Origin of the sequence: Kitasatospora sp. NBC_01266 (assembly GCF_036242395.1) — a bacterium.
Lineage (GTDB): Bacteria > Actinomycetota > Actinomycetes > Streptomycetales > Streptomycetaceae > Kitasatospora.
The window spans coordinates 8012576-8027615 of sequence record NZ_CP108458.1 but is presented as its reverse complement, the minus strand read 5'-3'; the positions used below and the strand labels follow the sequence as shown (position 1 = coordinate 8027615).

Genomic DNA, 15040 nt, shown 5'->3' with positions numbered 1-15040 from the left:
GGTTTCCCCAAGCGTTTCCCGTTTCCCGCGGATTGGGCGACGGCTGGCCGCTGGACACCGTCGGGCACTGACGATCACTCTCGAAGCACCGGCCGACGCTGTGCTGACGGACCATCGGTGACCAGTCACCGGTGACCGGTGACCAGTGACTGGTGACCGGTGACCGGTGACCGGTGACCAGTGACCGGTGACCTGCTGAAACCCGGTCTCCTGTGCCTCAGTCACCCCTGCCCTTAATCACCCCTGCCCCCTCAGTCGCCCCTGCCCTCGTTCGCCCCCCGACCGTCCCCCGATACCTGGGAGCCGCACCATGTACACCGCGATCCACGCCAAGCTCCGCACCGCGTTCACCGCCCTCACCTGCCTGCTCGTGCTCCTGGCGGGGCCGCCCCTCGCCGCCTGGGCCGGGACGGCCGACGGCCGGGCCGGGCCCAGCCTGGCCCGCGACGCCGGCACCGACTGCGCACCGCTCACGCCAGGTGCCTCGGCCACCGCCGAGAGCGCCGTCCGGGCAGCCTGCACGCAACTCGGTGTCTGGTACACCTGGGGCGGCGGCCACGGCCCGGACCCCGGACCGACCTACGGCCACCCCGACGGCGTGGACCCGGCCAGCGACCACGACAACGAGCGCCTCGGCTTCGACTGCTCCGGCCTGGTCCGCTACGCCTACGCCCAGGCCACCGGTCAGGACCTGCTGAACGGCGACGCCGGCCAGCAGTACTACACGACGCACGCCGCCCAACGCTTCACGCCCGACCAGGGCAGCGGCCCGCTGCTGCCCGGCGACCTGCTCGCCTACGGCAGCTCCGACAACCTCCAGCACATCGCCATCTACCTGGGCGCGGGCAAGATGGTCGAGGCCCGCCAGTCCGGCACCCACATCATGGTCAGCGATGCCCGGCTCGACGGTGACTACTTCGGCGCGGTGCGGATCAACCGCGGCCCGGTGACCGGGATCACCGAGCAGACCTGGGGCAGCGGGGTCTGGACCCACGCCCAGCCGTCCACCGACAGCCCACGCGTCTACGCCTTCCCGGACGCCACCGCCGTGCGGGTCTCCTGCCAGGAGCACGCCCAGCGCATCACGGCCGAGGGGATCACCAACGACGCCTGGTCCTTCCTGCCCGACTACCAGGCCTGGATCTCCAACATCTACCTCCAGGGCCCGGCCTGGCTCGACTCCGTCCCCACCTGCTGAAGCACACGAACCCGAACACCCCAAGGAGAATCCTCATGTCCAAGCTGCCCACGTTCCGCGGCGCGGCGGTCGCCGCCGCCCTCGCTCTCGGCGCCGGTCTGCTGATCGCCGCCCCGGCCGGCCCGGCCGCCGCCTCGGCCTCCGACTGCGCCGGCGGTGCCAACGGCTTCGTCGACATCTCCGACAACGCCTCCGGCACCGTGCAGCGCTCGATCTCCCACGAGGGCGACACCATCACGCTGCAGTCCACCGGCGGCGTGGGCTTCGCCAAGATGCAGGGCGCGACCCGCTCCGGTGAGAGCATCTGGATGGACTGGACCCGCGACGGCGGCCACACCTGGCTCCAGTGCGGCCCGTTCGGCATCGACCACGGTGACAACAGCTCCAAGACCTCGGCCGGCAAGGCCACCAGCTCCGACCCCAACTACCGCTTCCGGGCCTGCGGACAGACGCTCGATCAGGCCATCAGCTGCACCGACTGGTGGTAGGCCGGCACCGGTCCTGCCGCCAGAGCGGTGGCTGCTCCGCTCGGACCCGCGGGTCCGAGCGGAGCAGCCACGGTTGACCGGCCATCACACCGAGCACGGCAGCAGGGACTTCAGCACCTGGTAGGCGGCCTGCCCGAAGCGTCCATCGAGGGTCGGCCCGGTGTTGGTCAGGGCGGCCACGCCCGCGCGCGCCTGCGGGCAGAAGCCGATGAACGTCGTGAACCCCCGGGTGGCACCGCCATGGAACAGCAGCTGACAGCCGTCGAGTCGGCGCAGGTTCCAGACCAGGCAGAGTTCGTCCGCCCCCGGCGCGCGCGAGTGCACCAGCCTCGGGCGCTGCACCTCGCCCAGGGCCCGCGCCAGCCCGTCCGGGTCGTCGGCCCGCACCGCCTGATCCGCTCCCGGTGCCGCCTGGTCAGCGGCTGCCGCGAGATGGGCACCCAGGTAGCGGGCCAGGTCGCGGGCGGTGGACCGGACGGCGCCGGCGCCCGGGAGTGCGGGCATCCGCCACGGCGGCACCGGCCTGCCGTGCCAGTGGCCGACCGCCTGCGCGACCGGATTCGGGCCGCACGCAGTGCTGTTGAGGCCGAGCGGCCGGCCGACCCGCTCGGCCAGCAGGTCCGCGTAGGCGGTACCGACGTCCCAGGGCGGCTGATCCGCTCCTGCCACCAGGTGGCCGAGCAGGCCCACCCCGTAGTTGGAGTAGCGCACCCGGCTGCCCGGACTGGTCCGGATCCTGGTGCGGGCCAGCGCCTGGAGCAGTTTCGCCCGGGTGAACTCCTCGTACGGATTGGTCAGCCGGGCGAAGGCCGTCCGGCTCAGGCCCGGTGGCAGCCGGGGCAGCCCCGAGGTGTGGGTGGCCAGGTGGAGCAGCGTGATCGCGCCGCCGCGCAGCAGCTGCGGGCGCGGGCCGGGGGCGAGCAGCGTGTCGATCGGCAGGTCGTAGTCGAGTTCGCCGCGTGCCACCCGCTCAGCGAGCAGCAGTGCGGTGAAGGTCTTGCTCACCGAACCGAGTTCGAACGCGGTGTCCGGCGTGATCGGGTCGCCGCGGCGCCCGTCGACGCGGCCGTGGCCGGACAGTGCCGTCACCCCGTCGCGCACCACCGCGAGGGCGACCGCGCTGCCCGGCGGCACGGCGTCGACCAGTGGAGCCAGCCGGGCCGGGTCGCCGTCGGTCCAGCAGCACTCGGCCGGCTCCCCTTCAGCGGGTCGCACGCCCCGTGCCCTCCGCGCCCAGCGCCCGCGCCACCGTCAGGGTGCCGGCCACGACGGCGACCACGGCGGTGTGCTCATGGTCCTTGAAGGCCAGGTCCGGATCCTCTGTCACCGGCTCGGTGTCGCGCGGCAGTAGACCGTCCGCCCGCTGGACCGCCGCCAGCAGCTGCCAGGCCCGGCCGTCACAGGTCGGCTCGGGCAGGCAGGCGTCCACCGCCAGCAGCTCGCCGACCAGGTCCCAGTGGCCGACCTCGGACCAGATGTCGATCCAGACCGGCAGCCAGTCGCGCAGGTAGTCGCGCATCGCGGGCGGCAGTTCGGTCGGCCGGGCGCCCCAGTCGGTGAGGTGGAAGACGGTGTGGGTGGCGTTGTAGCCCGCGTCCCAGTCGATCGCCCAGGGTTCGGGGCCGGCGCCGAGCCAGGTCGCGTCGGCCAGTGCGCCCCAGTCCGGCCGGTCGTCGAGGCCGACCAGCCGGCGGGCGTTGGCCACCGCCAGTTTCCGGTTCTGGAACATCTCCACGGCGCGCATCGAGCGCAACTCGGCCAGGTCGCTCAACAGTTCATCGAGCCGCTGGTGGCGGTAGCCGGCCCGGACGAACGGGCCGTAGGTCTCCAGCGGGTCGGTGATCAGCTGGTTGCGGAGCTGGCGCTCGTAGAGCAGGTCGCCGCCGCGCAGCTCGCGCCAGCCGAAGTCCAGCAGCTCACGCGCCCATTGGGTCTCCCGGGTGCCCGCCACCAGCTCGCGCAGCACCAGGGAGGCCGCCATGGCGCACTCGCCGAGCGGCTTGTAGGCGTTGTCGGGGTCGGAGAGGTCGGCGGTGGCGTCGGCGGGCAGCCGGCCTCGGCCCTGTTCGTGCTGCCGGTGGAGCCAGCCGAGGGAGTCGGCGGCGATCCGGGTCGCGGTGCCGAGCGTCGCGGTGTCGATCATCGGGCGGTCCCCCCGAGCGGTCGGGGCCTGCCGCCGAGCAGCAGGTCGGCGATCTCCAGGTCGAGGACGCTACGCGGCCCGACGTCGCCGACCCACCGCAGGTGGCGCAGCAGCGGAGGCAGGTCGAGCGGCAGCGGGGTGCCGTCGGCGGCCAGCCAGGCCAGCCAGCGGGCCAGCCGGACGGCGGTGCGGTGGTCGCGGCGCAGGATCGAGCGGGTGGCGCCGCGAGCGAGCGCGAGCGGCTCACGCCGGGCGAGTTCGTGCACCGGGCTCTCCAGGGTGGGCAGCGCGAGCCCGGCGAGCCGGGCCAGTTGGAGGGACCAGCGCGCCCAGTCGGACGGCTCCGCCAACTCGGGCACCACCGCAGGGCGGGGTACGGGCACGGAGCGGCCGACTCTGGCGAGCAGCTCGGCGGTGGCCCAGTCCCGCCAGCCGACCACCAGCGCGCCCGGCGGCAGCGCCGGGCCGACCGGGCCGGGGCGGGTCGAGGTGGCGGGGTCGGGGTCGGGGCTTGCGACCGAGGCGGCCGTCGCGGCGAGGTCGGCTGCCGGGAACAGGCGGCACGCGTCCTCGACCAGTTGGACGGTGGCCGCACCGCACGGCGCTCCGGTGAGCAGGCTCGGTGCGAAGACGTCGGGCCCGAGCACCCGGACGGCGGCCAGCACGGTGCGCGGATCGGTGCCGGTCGGCGGCTCGCCGGCGAGCGCGTCGGTACCCCCGGCACCGCTCAGGGCACCGAGGGCACGATCTGCCACCCACTCGACCGCTGCGGCGATCTCATCGTGCAGCGGGGTGTCCGTGAATGACATGGGTGGTCGTCCTCCGGTCGGGGCCGACCTGGACCTGGTCGGCGCGGACGGTTGGCGGGTGGTCGGCTATGACCGCCGCTCCTTCGGTTGCTTCGGCGACAGGAGCAGTGCCAGCAGCAGGATTCCCGCTGCCTCGGGGCAGTAGCTGGGCGCGTCGCTGACCGGCGACTCCTCCTCTGCCATCAGCGCGGTGACCGCGCTCAGTTCGCTCGCCGTGGCGGGCCTGGCAACCGTGGGCTGCCGTGCCTGTCGAACCGGCGTTTCCTGGGCAAACATCAGAACGCCTCCTCGATCAAGGCGTCACCTCGGGATCCGACGGTGCCCTGCGCTCCACGCTAGGAGCATCGTTGGGCACCCGCATCCGGGCTTCGACGTCCTACTCCGGCCGCTGACCGGCCGATTCCGGCTACCGTCGGTGAATCCCCGCTGATCGGCCGCCCAGCGGGATCCGACGGAGCGTCAGCATGCCTCAGCTGCAACGGGGATGGGATGACACACCGTCAGCCCGAGGATCGGAAGGGTCAGGCCAGGGCGCCCGGGAGCGCCCCTTCGTGGGCCAGCAGGTACTCCTTGCGCTCCAGTCCGGCCGCATACCCGGTGAGCGAGCCGTTGGCGCCGATGATCCGGTGGCACGGGCGGACGATGAGCAGCGGGTTGGCACCGATCGCGGTGCCGACCGCGCGGACCGCCGCACGCGACGCGCCGATCTGCTCCGCCAGTCGACCGTAGCTGGTGGTGCTGCCGTACGGGATGGTGTCGATCGCCTGCCAGACGCGTTGCTGGAACTCGGTGCCCGTGGCGCGCAGCTCGATCGAGAACTCCTTGAGATCGCCGGCGAAGTACGCGCGCAGCTGGGCGACGATCTCCGCGAAGGCCGCCGGGTCGGCCCGCCAGCCGGGTTCGACAGTGGCGGCACGGCGTTGCCCGCTGATCGACAGCGAGCGCAGCGCGATCCCGCCGGGCGAACTCGCGCACTCCTCGCCGACCAGCAGCAGCTCGCCGAGCGGGCTGTCGATGGTGGTGTGGACAGTGCTGGTCACGTTGCTGGTCACGGGGCTGCTCACGACGGCCGGCCTCTCTCGCTGATGGTGGTGTACCCCTCCACTCTGCCGTGTCGCGCGCAGCCCGACCGGCGGATTTCGGACCTCGCGTTCACACACTTTTGTTCACCATTCCCACACAAGGTACCGTCGAGCTGAGTTCAAATTCGAACTATCTCGTTGTTACCCCAAGGAACAGGACGCCACCGATGGCCGAGCAGCCGCATCGGGTACCCGCTGCCAAGCCCACTCGCAAGCCCAGCCGCACGCACAGCCACCCGCACAGCCACCCGCCCGGTGCGGCGCCCGACGACCGCCGGGCCAAGGCGGCCGCCGCGCGGGAAGCCGAGCGGCGGGTCGAGCACAGGCGGCGCCTGCTGGTCCGCTCGGCGGCCGGACTGCTCGGCCTGGCCGTGCTGGGCGGGCTGACCGCCGTCGCCGTGACCGCCTCCGGCGGTGGCTCTTCAGCTGCCACCGCGTCCTCGGCGACACCCGCGATACCCACCGACCCGCGCAGCACCGCCGACGGGCGCACCAGCGCGCCACCGTGGCCCGCCCCGGCCGACCCCGCCGCCGCCGTGACGGCCGCAGGCCTGCCGATGCTCGGCACCGAGGGCACCGCCGAGCACATCCACACCCACCTCGACGTCTACCTGGACGGCCGGCCGGTGACCGTCCCCGCGCTGGTCGGCATCGACGAGGCCGCGCAGCAGATCAGTCCGCTGCACACGCACGACACCAGCGGCGTGATCCACATCGAGTCGCCGGTGCGGGCGCGGTTCACCCTGGGCCAGTTCATGACCGAGTGGCAGGTCTCGGTCGCCGCCGACCACCTGGGCGGTGCCCGAGCGGACGCGACCCACACGCTGACCGCCTACGTCAACGGCAAGCCGGTCACCGGCGACCCGGCGGCGATCACCCTCGGGGCGCACGACGAGATCGCCCTGGTCTACGGCACCGCCGCCGAGGACGCCGGGCTCACCGTGCCGAGCGGCTACGCCTGGCCGAGCGGACTCTGAGTCGGCGCCGCTCAGCGCGGGTGTGCCGCCCGGTCAGGAGCCGGTCAGGCCGTCCAGGCGTTCGCGCAGCAGGTCGGCGTGGCCGTTGTGCCGGGCGTACTCGGCGATCATGGTCACCAGGATCCGGCGCAGCGAGATCGGCTCACCGGTCATCGGCGCGGCGGCCAGCACGTCCAGCGAGGGGGCGGCGGCCACGATCCCCCGGGACCGCTCGCACTCCGCCTGCCAGGCGCCGAAGTCCTGCGCCGGGTCGGCGCCGGTGAACTCGAAGTCCTGGTCCGGGTTGTCGTCCGAGTAGTAGAGCTGCGGCAGCTCGAGTCCGGCGAACTGCAGGCCGAACCACCAGCGTTCGACCCCGGCCAGGTGCCGCAGGATGCCGTGCAGGCTCATCCCGGAGGGCGCCACGGACTTCTCCGCCAGCTGTTCCGCGGACAGGCCGGCGGTCTTCAGCTCGAACGTGGCGCGGTGCCAGTCCAGGAAGGCGGTGAGCGTCTCGCGCTCCTCGCCGGCCCTGGGCGGGCGACTGCGGGTGTCGAGTTCGGCCGGCCAGGAGGGTGCGAGGTTCTGCGGGGGGATCTCGTTCATGCGCGCGAGTGTGACAGGGTGCACTGACAACCGGTTCCCGAGCGGCGCGGGCGCACCCGGAGAGGGCCTCCCCAGCAGAGCTCCAGCATGAGTCGAGCGATTGTCAGGGGGCGCGCCTAACGTTGCTTCCGTGTTCACCACGCTGATCGGGCCGCTCGCCGTGCCCGTCGATCTGATTGCCCTTCAGCACGCCGTGCTGGCAGCCGACCGGGCGGTCGGCGACTACGCGCTCGCCGTGCGCGACCGCCGGCGCGCGGCGTTCCCCGATCCGTCGCAGGCGGTGCAGCGGTGCACCTGGGCGGCGGGTGAGCAGGCGGAGTTCGACCGCCGCTGGGAGGCGTACGTCCGGGCCGGCGCGGCGCTGCGGGCACACCCGGTGCTGGTCCGGGCCCGGGTGCTGGGCGTCGAGTCCGAGGCGCTGCGGGCCCTGCGGGAGGCCGCCGCCGGGCCGGGTCGCTGAGTTCCGGCGGCGGCCGGGCCCAGCAGGCAGCCGGTGGCTACCCCGGTCAGGACGCAGCCGCTCCGGGGCTGGTGCCGCGCCCCAGGGTCCGGGTCACGGTGATCTCGATGACCACCCGCTCGGGGTTCGGGCGCGGGGTGCGGTAGCGCAGCGCGTACCGGGCCTCGGCGTCGGCCACCGCCTCGGGGGCGCGGCGCAGCACGGCGAGCCCCTCCAGGGTCGCCCAGCGGCCACCGTCCACCTGGCAGAGCGCCACCCGGGCCCCCTGCTCCCCGGCCGCCGCGACGTTGCGGGCCTTGCGACTGCCCGCGCTGGTGATCACCCGGGCAAGGCCGGTGGCGGGGTCGTAGGTGGCGCCGACCGGGACGACGTGCGGTGTGCCGTCGGGTCGCAGGGTGGTGAGGGTGCAGATGTGCCGCTCGGCCCAGAAGGCGAGGAACTCCGCGCTGAGCACGGGCACGGTGGCGGCATCGGCAGGGGCGCCGGCCGGGGCAGTGGCATCAGCAGCGGCATCAGGAGCGGTCTCAGGGGTGATCATCGGACCAGCCTACGGTCTGCCGGATGCACGCCCAGCGGGGCCTGCCAGGGCCTCACCGGGTACTGACCACCGTGAAGTGGGCCACCTCCGGCGGCTGCTCCAGGTAACTCGGCTCGGTCTGCGACCAGATCGGGCGCTTCGTCCAGGCCGGCCCGGCGTAGGCCCGCAGCGCCTCCTCGTCGCGCCATCTGGTCACCACCAGGACGCGGTGCGCGCTGTCCGGCAGGGAGCGCAGCAGTTCGCCGCCGAGGTAGCCGTCGAGGCCGGCCAGCTCCGGCAGCATCTCCGACTGGATCACCGCACACAGCTCGCTCATCTGCTTGGGCGCGACCCGCGCCTCCCAGATCCGGATGATCATCGCTACCTCCTCCCCCGCTCCGACCGCACCGCGACTCCTCCATTATCGGATCCGATCAGGGCCTGTCGCCGACCGCCACTCCGGCACACCCGGCGACACGCACGACCTGCCGCACGCTCGGCGCCCCGTCGCGGAGGCGGAGGTAGGCTGGCGACGAATCGAACACCGTGCTGCCCGCCCGTCCCGGGCGCCGGACCGGCGCGGTCGGACCACACGACGGCCGGGTGATCCTGCGTGGCGGTCTTCCTCCTGGCGATCGGCGCGGCCTGCTGCCTGGGCCTGGGCTTCGTCCTCCAGCAGCACGCCGCCCAGCGGGCGCCGCGCGCCGATCTGCTGCGCTGGCGGCTGCTGCTGGACCTGCTGAGGATGCCCGAGTGGCTCGCGGGACTCGCGGCCATGGTGGTCGGCCTGGTGCTCAGCGCCTGGGCGCTCAGCATCGGGGAGGTCTCCCTGGTGGAGCCGCTGCTCACCACCAACCTCGTCTTCGCGATGGCACTGGCCAGTGTGCTGAGCCGCCAGCGCCTGGGGCGTTCCGGCTGGGGCGGGGTCCTGCTGCTCGGTCTCGGGGTGACCACCTTCATCCTGGCCGGTGATCCTCGCGGGGGTGGCGCGGTGGCGGGCGAGCTGCGGCACTGGCTGGTCTTCGGCGTGGTGGCCGGACTGGCGCTGCTGCTGGTCTCCTTCGGCCGACGGCTGCCGCTCTTCGAGGAGGCCACCATCCTGGCGCTGGCCGCCGGGCTGCTCTACGGGCTGCAGGACGCGCTCACCCGGGCCACCGCCGGCCGGATCGACACCGGCGGGGTGCGGGCGGTGCTGCACCACTGGGAGCCCTACGCGGTGGTCGGCCTCGGTGCCTTCGGGCTGCTGCTGGTGCAGAGCGCCTTCGAGGTGGCGCCGCTGCGGATGTCGCTCCCCGCGCTGACCGCCGCCCAGCCGCTGGCGGGGATCGTCTGCGCGGTGGGGTTCCTCGGTGACCGGCTGCGGGTCACGCCCGGCGCGCTGGCCTGGGAGTCGGCCGGGCTGCTGGCGATGGTGCTGGGCGTGGTGGTGATCGGGCGCCACCCGTCGCTGCCGAACGCCTGCGGGAACGGGACGGACGAGGGGGCGTCGCCACCTTCGCCCCCGCCGCTCCCCCTGCCGTGAGCTCCCGTGAGGTGCTGTCCCGCAGCCGGTCCTCACCCGGACGGAGGCGTCCCGGCTGGTCGCTTGGGCCGTCCGGGTGCAGTTGGGGCTCGGTACCCCGCCGACCGGACGGGGGTGACACTTCGCCTCGCCTACTGGCGGTGTGTCACCGGCCTGGGCCGAACGGCCGCTGAGAACTGACAGGTTGTCGGGATTCGGCCGACACCGTGCTGGGGAGTCTGCAAGAACACCAGTCGCAGGCAGATACCTCGTCCGTCGCTCCCGCGCGACCCGGCACCCGATGTCACCCGATCGCCGGAGTGACGCGGGGGTACCCGGATCGTTGGTACGTCATCGACCCGGCTCGACAGTTCCAGATCCTGACAGTTCCAGGTCCTGACAGTTGCAGGTCCCATCAGCTCCAGATCCCGTCAGCCACACTGATTTCAGGAGCCGTTCCCATGTCGCAGTCCCAGATCGTCCGCGCCGCCCTCGTCCAGACCCGCTGGACGGGCGAGCAGTCCTCGATGCTGGAGCTCCACGAGCGGTACGCCCGCGAGGCCGCCGCGCAGGGGGCGCGGATCATCGGGTTCCAGGAGGTCTTCAACTCCCCGTACTTCTGCCAGGTGCAGGACCCGGAGCACTACCGCTGGGCCGAGCCGGTGCCGGACGGGCCCACCATCACCCGGATGTCCGCGCTGGCCGCCGAGCTGGGGCTGGTCATGGTCGTGCCGGTGTACGAGGTGGAGCAGAGCGGCGTGTACTACAACACCGCCGCCGTGATCGACGCCGACGGCAGCTACCTGGGCAAGTACCGCAAGCACCACATCCCGCAGGTCAAGGGCTTCTGGGAGAAGTACTACTTCAAGCCCGGAAACCTCGGCTGGCCGGTCTTCGACACCGCCGTGGGCAAGGTCGGCGTCTACATCTGCTACGACCGGCACTTCCCCGAGGGCTGGCGGGCGCTCGGGCTGGCCGGGGCGCAGATCGTCTACAACCCCTCGGCGACCAGCCGGGGACTGTCCGGCTACCTCTGGCAGTTGGAGCAGCCGGCGGCGGCGGTCGCCAACGAGTACTTCGTGGCGGCGATCAACCGGGTCGGCGTGGAGGAGTACGGCGACAACGACTTCTACGGGAGTTCGTACTTCGTCGACCCGCGCGGCCAGTTCGTCGGTGAGGTCGCCTCCGACAAGGAGGAGGAGCTGGTGATCCGGGACCTCGACCTCGGACTGATCGACGAGGTCCGCCAGCAGTGGGCGTTCTACCGCGACCGCCGGCCGGAGGCGTACGGGCCGCTGACCGAGGCCTGAACCGCCGGCCGGCCACCGGCCGCGAAGACCCCCGCCCCACCCCCAGCCGAGGAGGACACCACCCGATGACCAGCTCCGACCGCACCCCCGCCGCGCTGCGCGCCCGCCACCGCGCGGTGCTGCCCGCCTGGCTGGCCACCTACTACCGGGAGCCGATCGAGCTCACCCACGGCGAGGGCCGGCACGTCTGGGACTCCGAGGGCAACCGCTACCTGGACTTCTTCGGCGGCATCCTCACCACGATGACCGCCCACGCGCTGCCCGAGGTGACCAAGGCGGTGGCCGAGCAGGCCGGCCGGATCGTGCACAGCTCCACCCTCTACCTCTCCTCGGCGATGGTGGAACTGGCCGAGCAGATCGCCGAGTTGTCCGGCATCCCGGACGCCAAGGTGTTCTTCACCAGCTCGGGCACCGAGGCCAACGACGCCGCGCTGCTGCTGGCCACCAGCCATCGGCGCTCCAACCAGGTCCTGGCGCTGCGCAACAGCTACCACGGCCGGTCCTTCTCCACCGTGGGCATCACGGGCAACACCGCCTGGTCCCCCACCAGCCTCTCGCCGCTGCAGACGCTCTACGTGCACGGCGGGGTACGCGACAGCGGTCCGTACGCCCGGCTGACCGACGCCGACTTCATCGCGGCCTGTGTGACGGACCTCCAGGAGATGCTCGGTCAGGCCGAGGGCACCGTGGCGGCGTTGATCGCCGAGCCGATCCAGGGCGTCGGCGGGTTCACCCACGGCCCAGACGGGCTGCTGGCCGCCTTCAAGCGGGTACTGGACCAGCACGGCATCCTGTGGATCAGCGACGAGGTGCAGACCGGCTGGGGCCGCACCGGTGACCACTTCTGGGGCTGGCAGGCCCACGGCCAGGCCGGGCCACCGGACATCCTGACCTTCGCCAAGGGCATCGCCAACGGCATGGCGATGGGCGGGGTGGTGGCCCGTGCCGAGGTGATGGACTGCCTGAACGCCAACTCCATCTCCACCTTCGGCGGCAGCCCGATCACCTGTGCCGCCGGGCTGGCCAACCTGCGCTATCTGCTGGAGCACGACCTGCAGGCCAACGCCCGGCGGATGGGCGCGCTGCTGCGTGCCCAACTGGAAGCGGCCCGCCTGGAGTTGCCGATCGTCCGCGAGGTGCGCGGCCGGGGCCTGATGCTGGGCGTCGCGCTGCCGGACGCGGCCGCGGCCACCGCGACCCTGGAGCACGCGCGGGCGCTGGGCCTGCTGATCGGCAAGGGCGGCCGGGCGGGCGACGCGCTGCGGATCGCCCCGCCGCTGTCGCTGACCGAGGCCGAGGCGCGCGAGGGCGCCGAGCTGCTCGTCGAGGCGCTGCGCCGGGCGAACGCCGAACGGGAGCCGGCCGCCGGCGCCACTGGAGCAGCTGGAACCACGGGAGCCGCTGGAGCCAGTGGAGTTGCCGGGCCGGCCAAGGCCGCCGGTCCGCCCGGGGCGGGCACGACGGCCTGGACGGCCGGGCCCACCGGGACGGAGGCGCTGGCATGACGCGCATCCTGATCACCGGCGGCCTGGTCATCACCGCCGCCGAAGAGCTCACCGCCGACGTGCTGATCGAGGACCAGCGGATCGTCGCACTCGCCAGCACCGGCAGCGAGGTGGCGGCCGGCTGGCGCGCGGACCGGGTGATCGACGCGACGGGTCGGTACGTCATCCCCGGCGGGGTGGACGCCCACACCCACATGGAGTTGCCGTTCGGCGGAACCAGCGCTTCCGACACCTTCGAGACCGGCACCCGGGCCGCCGCCTGGGGCGGCACCACCACGATCGTGGACTTCGCCGTCCAGCCGGTGGGCGGCTCGCTGCGCGCGGGGCTGGACAGCTGGCACGCCAAGGCCGAGGGCAACTGCGCGATCGACTACGCCTTCCACACCATCGTCTCGGACGTCACCCAGGAGGTGCTGAAGGAGCTGGACCTGCTCACCCAGAGCGGCGAATCGACCTCCTTCAAGCTCTTCATGGCCTACCCCGGCGTCTTCTACAGCGACGACGGCAAGATCCTGCGGGCGATGCAGCGGTGCGCCGACAACGGCGGGCTGATCATGATGCACGCGGAGAACGGGATCGCCATCGACGTGCTGGTCGAACAGGCGCTGGCCGCCGGGCACACCGATCCGCGCTACCACGGCGAGGTGCGCCGCGAGCTGCTGGAGGCCGAGGCCACCCACCGGGCGATCAAGCTCGCCCAGGTGGCCGGCTCGCCGCTCTACGTGGTGCACGTCTCGGCCGCCTCCGCGCTCGCCGAACTGGCCGCCGCCCGGGACCAGGGGCTGCCGGTCTTCGGCGAGACCTGCCCGCAGTACCTCTTCCTGTCCACCGACGACCTGGCCAGGCCCGGCTTCGAGGGCGCCAAGTACGTCTGCTCGACCCCGCTGCGCCCGCGCGAGCACCAGGCCGAGCTGTGGAAGGGCCTGCGCACCGACGACCTCCAGGTGGTCTCCACCGACCACTGCCCGTTCTGCTTCGTGGGCCAGAAGGAGCTGGGGCGCGGCGACTTCTCGAAGATCCCCAACGGGCTGCCGGGTGTGGAGAACCGGATGGACCTGCTGCACCAGGCCGTGGTGGAGGGGCGGATCTCGCGGCGCCGCTGGATCGAGATCGCCTGTGCCGCGCCGGCCCGGATGTTCGGCCTCTACCCGCGCAAGGGAACCATCGCGCCGGGCGCCGACGCCGACGTAGTCATCTACGACCCCGGCGCGGTCCAGACCCTCTCGGCCGCGACCCACCACATGAACGTCGACTACTCGGCCTACGAGGGGCGCCAGCTGACCGGCCGGGTGGAGCTGGTGCTGTCGCGCGGCAGCGTGCTGCTGGAGGAGGGACGTTGGCTCGGCCGCGCCGGGCACGGTGGCTTCCTGCGGCGCGGGACCTGCCAGTACGTCAACTGACCAACTCCCTGCCACGTTCCGACGAACGGAGACCGTGTATGGACATCGGACTCGTCCTCCAGACCGACCCGCCGGCCCGCCTGCTGGTCGAGCGGATGCGGCGCGCCGAGGCGGCGGGCTTCACCCACGGCTGGACCTTCGACTCCTGCGTGCTCTGGCAGGAGCCCTTCGTGATCTACAGCCAGATCCTGGGCCAGACCGAGCGGCTGACCGTGGGCCCGATGGTCACCAACCCCTCCACCCGGACCTGGGAGGTGACCGCCTCCCTCTTCGCCACGCTCAACGACATGTTCGGCAACCGGACCATCTGCGGCATCGGGCGCGGCGACTCGGCGATGCGGGTGGCCGGCCGGCGGCCGGCCACGCTGGCCCGGCTCAGCGAGGCGATGCACGCGATCAAGGACCTCGCCGAGGGACGCGCGGTCGTGGTCGACGGCACCGAGCTGCACCTGCCCTGGGTGCGGGACGGCGCGCTCCCGGTCTGGATGGGCGCCTACGGACCCAGGGCCCTGGAGCTGACCGGACGCCAGGCCGACGGCTTCATCCTGCAGTTGGCCGATCCGTACCTGACCGAGTACATGATCAAGGCGGTGCGCTCGGCCGCCGCCGCCGCGGGACGCGACCCGGGATCGGTGCGGATCTGCGTCGCGGCCCCCGCCTATGTGACGGCGGACGACTCGCCCGCCGCGCTGGCGCACGCCCGCGAGCAGTGCCGCTGGTTCGGCGGCATGGTCGGCAACCACGTGGCCGACCTGGTGTCCCACTACGGCGAGCACTCGGACCTGGTGCCGCAGGCCCTCACCGACTACATCAAGGACCGGCACGGCTACGACTACAGCCACCACGGCCGGGCGGACAACCCGGACACCGCCTTCGTGCCGGACGAGATCGTCGACCGCTTCTGCCTGATCGGCCCTCCGACGGTCCAGCTCGAGCGCCTGGCCCAGCTGCGCTCGCTCGGCGTCGACCAGTTCGCCGTGTACGCGATGCACGACGCGATCGACAGCACCATCGACAGCTACGGGGCCGAGGTGATCCCGCGACTGTGAGGTGCGGCGGCCGGTG

At 72.8% G+C, this 15040-nt stretch carries 17 protein-coding genes; 9 read left to right on the top strand and 8 right to left on the bottom strand.

The window, feature by feature from the left end:
• Positions 1 to 310 precede the first annotated feature (310 nt).
• Both OG403_RS34365 and OG403_RS34360 read left to right on the top strand, forming a co-directional pair.
• The gene (locus OG403_RS34365; RefSeq protein ID WP_329571402.1) at positions 311 to 1198 is read left to right on the top strand and encodes an NlpC/P60 family protein; all 888 of its coding nucleotides are present in this window, start codon (positions 311 to 313) and stop codon (positions 1196 to 1198) included.
• A 35-nt stretch (positions 1199 to 1233) separates the two neighbouring features.
• Positions 1234 to 1686, top strand: coding sequence for a hypothetical protein (locus tag OG403_RS34360; RefSeq protein WP_329571401.1), 453 nt, complete (start codon positions 1234 to 1236; stop codon positions 1684 to 1686).
• A gap of 84 nt (positions 1687 to 1770) precedes the next feature.
• Here OG403_RS34360 and OG403_RS34355 read toward each other — a convergent pair whose 3' ends face one another.
• The 5 genes from OG403_RS34355 to OG403_RS34335 all read right to left on the bottom strand — a co-directional run bounded on the left by OG403_RS34355 (position 1771) and on the right by OG403_RS34335 (position 5702).
• Entirely contained in the window at positions 1771 to 2901 is a 1131-nt protein-coding gene (locus tag OG403_RS34355) for a serine hydrolase domain-containing protein (RefSeq protein WP_329571400.1), read from the bottom strand.
• Positions 2888 to 3829 carry a DUF6895 family protein gene (locus tag OG403_RS34350; RefSeq protein WP_329571399.1) on the bottom strand — a complete coding sequence of 314 codons (942 nt, stop codon included), beginning with the start codon at positions 3827 to 3829 and terminating at the stop codon, positions 2888 to 2890. Before OG403_RS34350 ends, OG403_RS34355 begins: the two co-directional genes overlap by 14 nt.
• Positions 3826 to 4638, bottom strand: a complete 813-nt coding sequence (locus OG403_RS34345; RefSeq protein ID WP_329571397.1) for a hypothetical protein — start codon at positions 4636 to 4638, stop codon at positions 3826 to 3828. Before OG403_RS34345 ends, OG403_RS34350 begins: the two co-directional genes overlap by 4 nt.
• A 66-nt stretch (positions 4639 to 4704) precedes the next feature.
• On the bottom strand, positions 4705 to 4914 hold the full coding sequence (locus OG403_RS34340; RefSeq protein ID WP_329571396.1) for a hypothetical protein: 210 nt from the start codon (positions 4912 to 4914) through the stop codon (positions 4705 to 4707).
• A gap of 245 nt (positions 4915 to 5159) precedes the next feature.
• Entirely contained in the window at positions 5160 to 5702 is a 543-nt protein-coding gene (locus tag OG403_RS34335; RefSeq protein WP_329571394.1) for a methylated-DNA--[protein]-cysteine S-methyltransferase, read from the bottom strand.
• A 185-nt stretch (positions 5703 to 5887) separates the two neighbouring features.
• On the opposite strand from OG403_RS34335, the gene OG403_RS34330 reads away from it, so the two are divergent.
• Positions 5888 to 6697, top strand: a complete 810-nt coding sequence (locus OG403_RS34330; RefSeq protein ID WP_329571392.1) for a hypothetical protein — start codon at positions 5888 to 5890, stop codon at positions 6695 to 6697.
• A gap of 33 nt (positions 6698 to 6730) precedes the next feature.
• Here the strand turns inward: OG403_RS34330 and OG403_RS34325 are convergent, their stop codons facing one another.
• Positions 6731 to 7282: a DinB family protein gene (locus tag OG403_RS34325; RefSeq protein ID WP_329571390.1), complete on the bottom strand. Its 552-nt coding sequence runs from the start codon at positions 7280 to 7282 to the stop codon at positions 6731 to 6733.
• Positions 7283 to 7412: 130 nt separating this feature from the next.
• Here OG403_RS34325 and OG403_RS34320 point away from each other — a divergent pair, with 130 nt between their 5' ends.
• Positions 7413 to 7742 carry a hypothetical protein gene (locus OG403_RS34320; RefSeq protein ID WP_329571388.1) on the top strand — a complete coding sequence of 110 codons (330 nt, stop codon included), beginning with the start codon at positions 7413 to 7415 and terminating at the stop codon, positions 7740 to 7742.
• Positions 7743 to 7788: 46 nt separating this feature from the next.
• On the opposite strand, the gene OG403_RS34315 is transcribed toward OG403_RS34320, so the two are convergent.
• Positions 7789 to 8280, bottom strand: coding sequence for a pyridoxamine 5'-phosphate oxidase family protein (locus OG403_RS34315; protein ID WP_329571386.1), 492 nt, complete (start codon positions 8278 to 8280; stop codon positions 7789 to 7791).
• A gap of 52 nt (positions 8281 to 8332) precedes the next feature.
• On the bottom strand, positions 8333 to 8638 hold the full coding sequence (locus OG403_RS34310) for an antibiotic biosynthesis monooxygenase family protein (RefSeq protein WP_329571384.1): 306 nt from the start codon (positions 8636 to 8638) through the stop codon (positions 8333 to 8335).
• 234 nt (positions 8639 to 8872) lie between these two features.
• Between OG403_RS34310 and OG403_RS34305 the strand changes: the two genes are divergently transcribed.
• The 5 genes from OG403_RS34305 (at position 8873) to OG403_RS34285 (ending at position 15024) form a co-directional block, all read left to right on the top strand.
• The gene (locus tag OG403_RS34305; RefSeq protein ID WP_329571382.1) at positions 8873 to 9781 is read left to right on the top strand and encodes a DMT family transporter; all 909 of its coding nucleotides are present in this window, start codon (positions 8873 to 8875) and stop codon (positions 9779 to 9781) included.
• A gap of 440 nt (positions 9782 to 10221) precedes the next feature.
• Positions 10222 to 11070, top strand: a complete 849-nt coding sequence (locus OG403_RS34300) for a nitrilase-related carbon-nitrogen hydrolase (protein ID WP_329571380.1) — start codon at positions 10222 to 10224, stop codon at positions 11068 to 11070.
• 65 nt (positions 11071 to 11135) lie between these two features.
• The gene (locus OG403_RS34295) at positions 11136 to 12575 is read left to right on the top strand and encodes an aspartate aminotransferase family protein (protein ID WP_329571378.1); all 1440 of its coding nucleotides are present in this window, start codon (positions 11136 to 11138) and stop codon (positions 12573 to 12575) included.
• Positions 12572 to 13975 (top strand): dihydropyrimidinase, encoded by a 1404-nt coding sequence (hydA, locus tag OG403_RS34290; protein WP_329571376.1) that lies wholly within the window; start codon positions 12572 to 12574, stop codon positions 13973 to 13975. Before OG403_RS34295 ends, hydA begins: the two co-directional genes overlap by 4 nt.
• Positions 13976 to 14013: 38 nt before the next feature.
• The gene (locus OG403_RS34285) at positions 14014 to 15024 is read left to right on the top strand and encodes a TIGR03842 family LLM class F420-dependent oxidoreductase (RefSeq protein WP_329571374.1); all 1011 of its coding nucleotides are present in this window, start codon (positions 14014 to 14016) and stop codon (positions 15022 to 15024) included.
• The last annotated feature ends 16 nt before the right edge of the window (positions 15025 to 15040 follow it).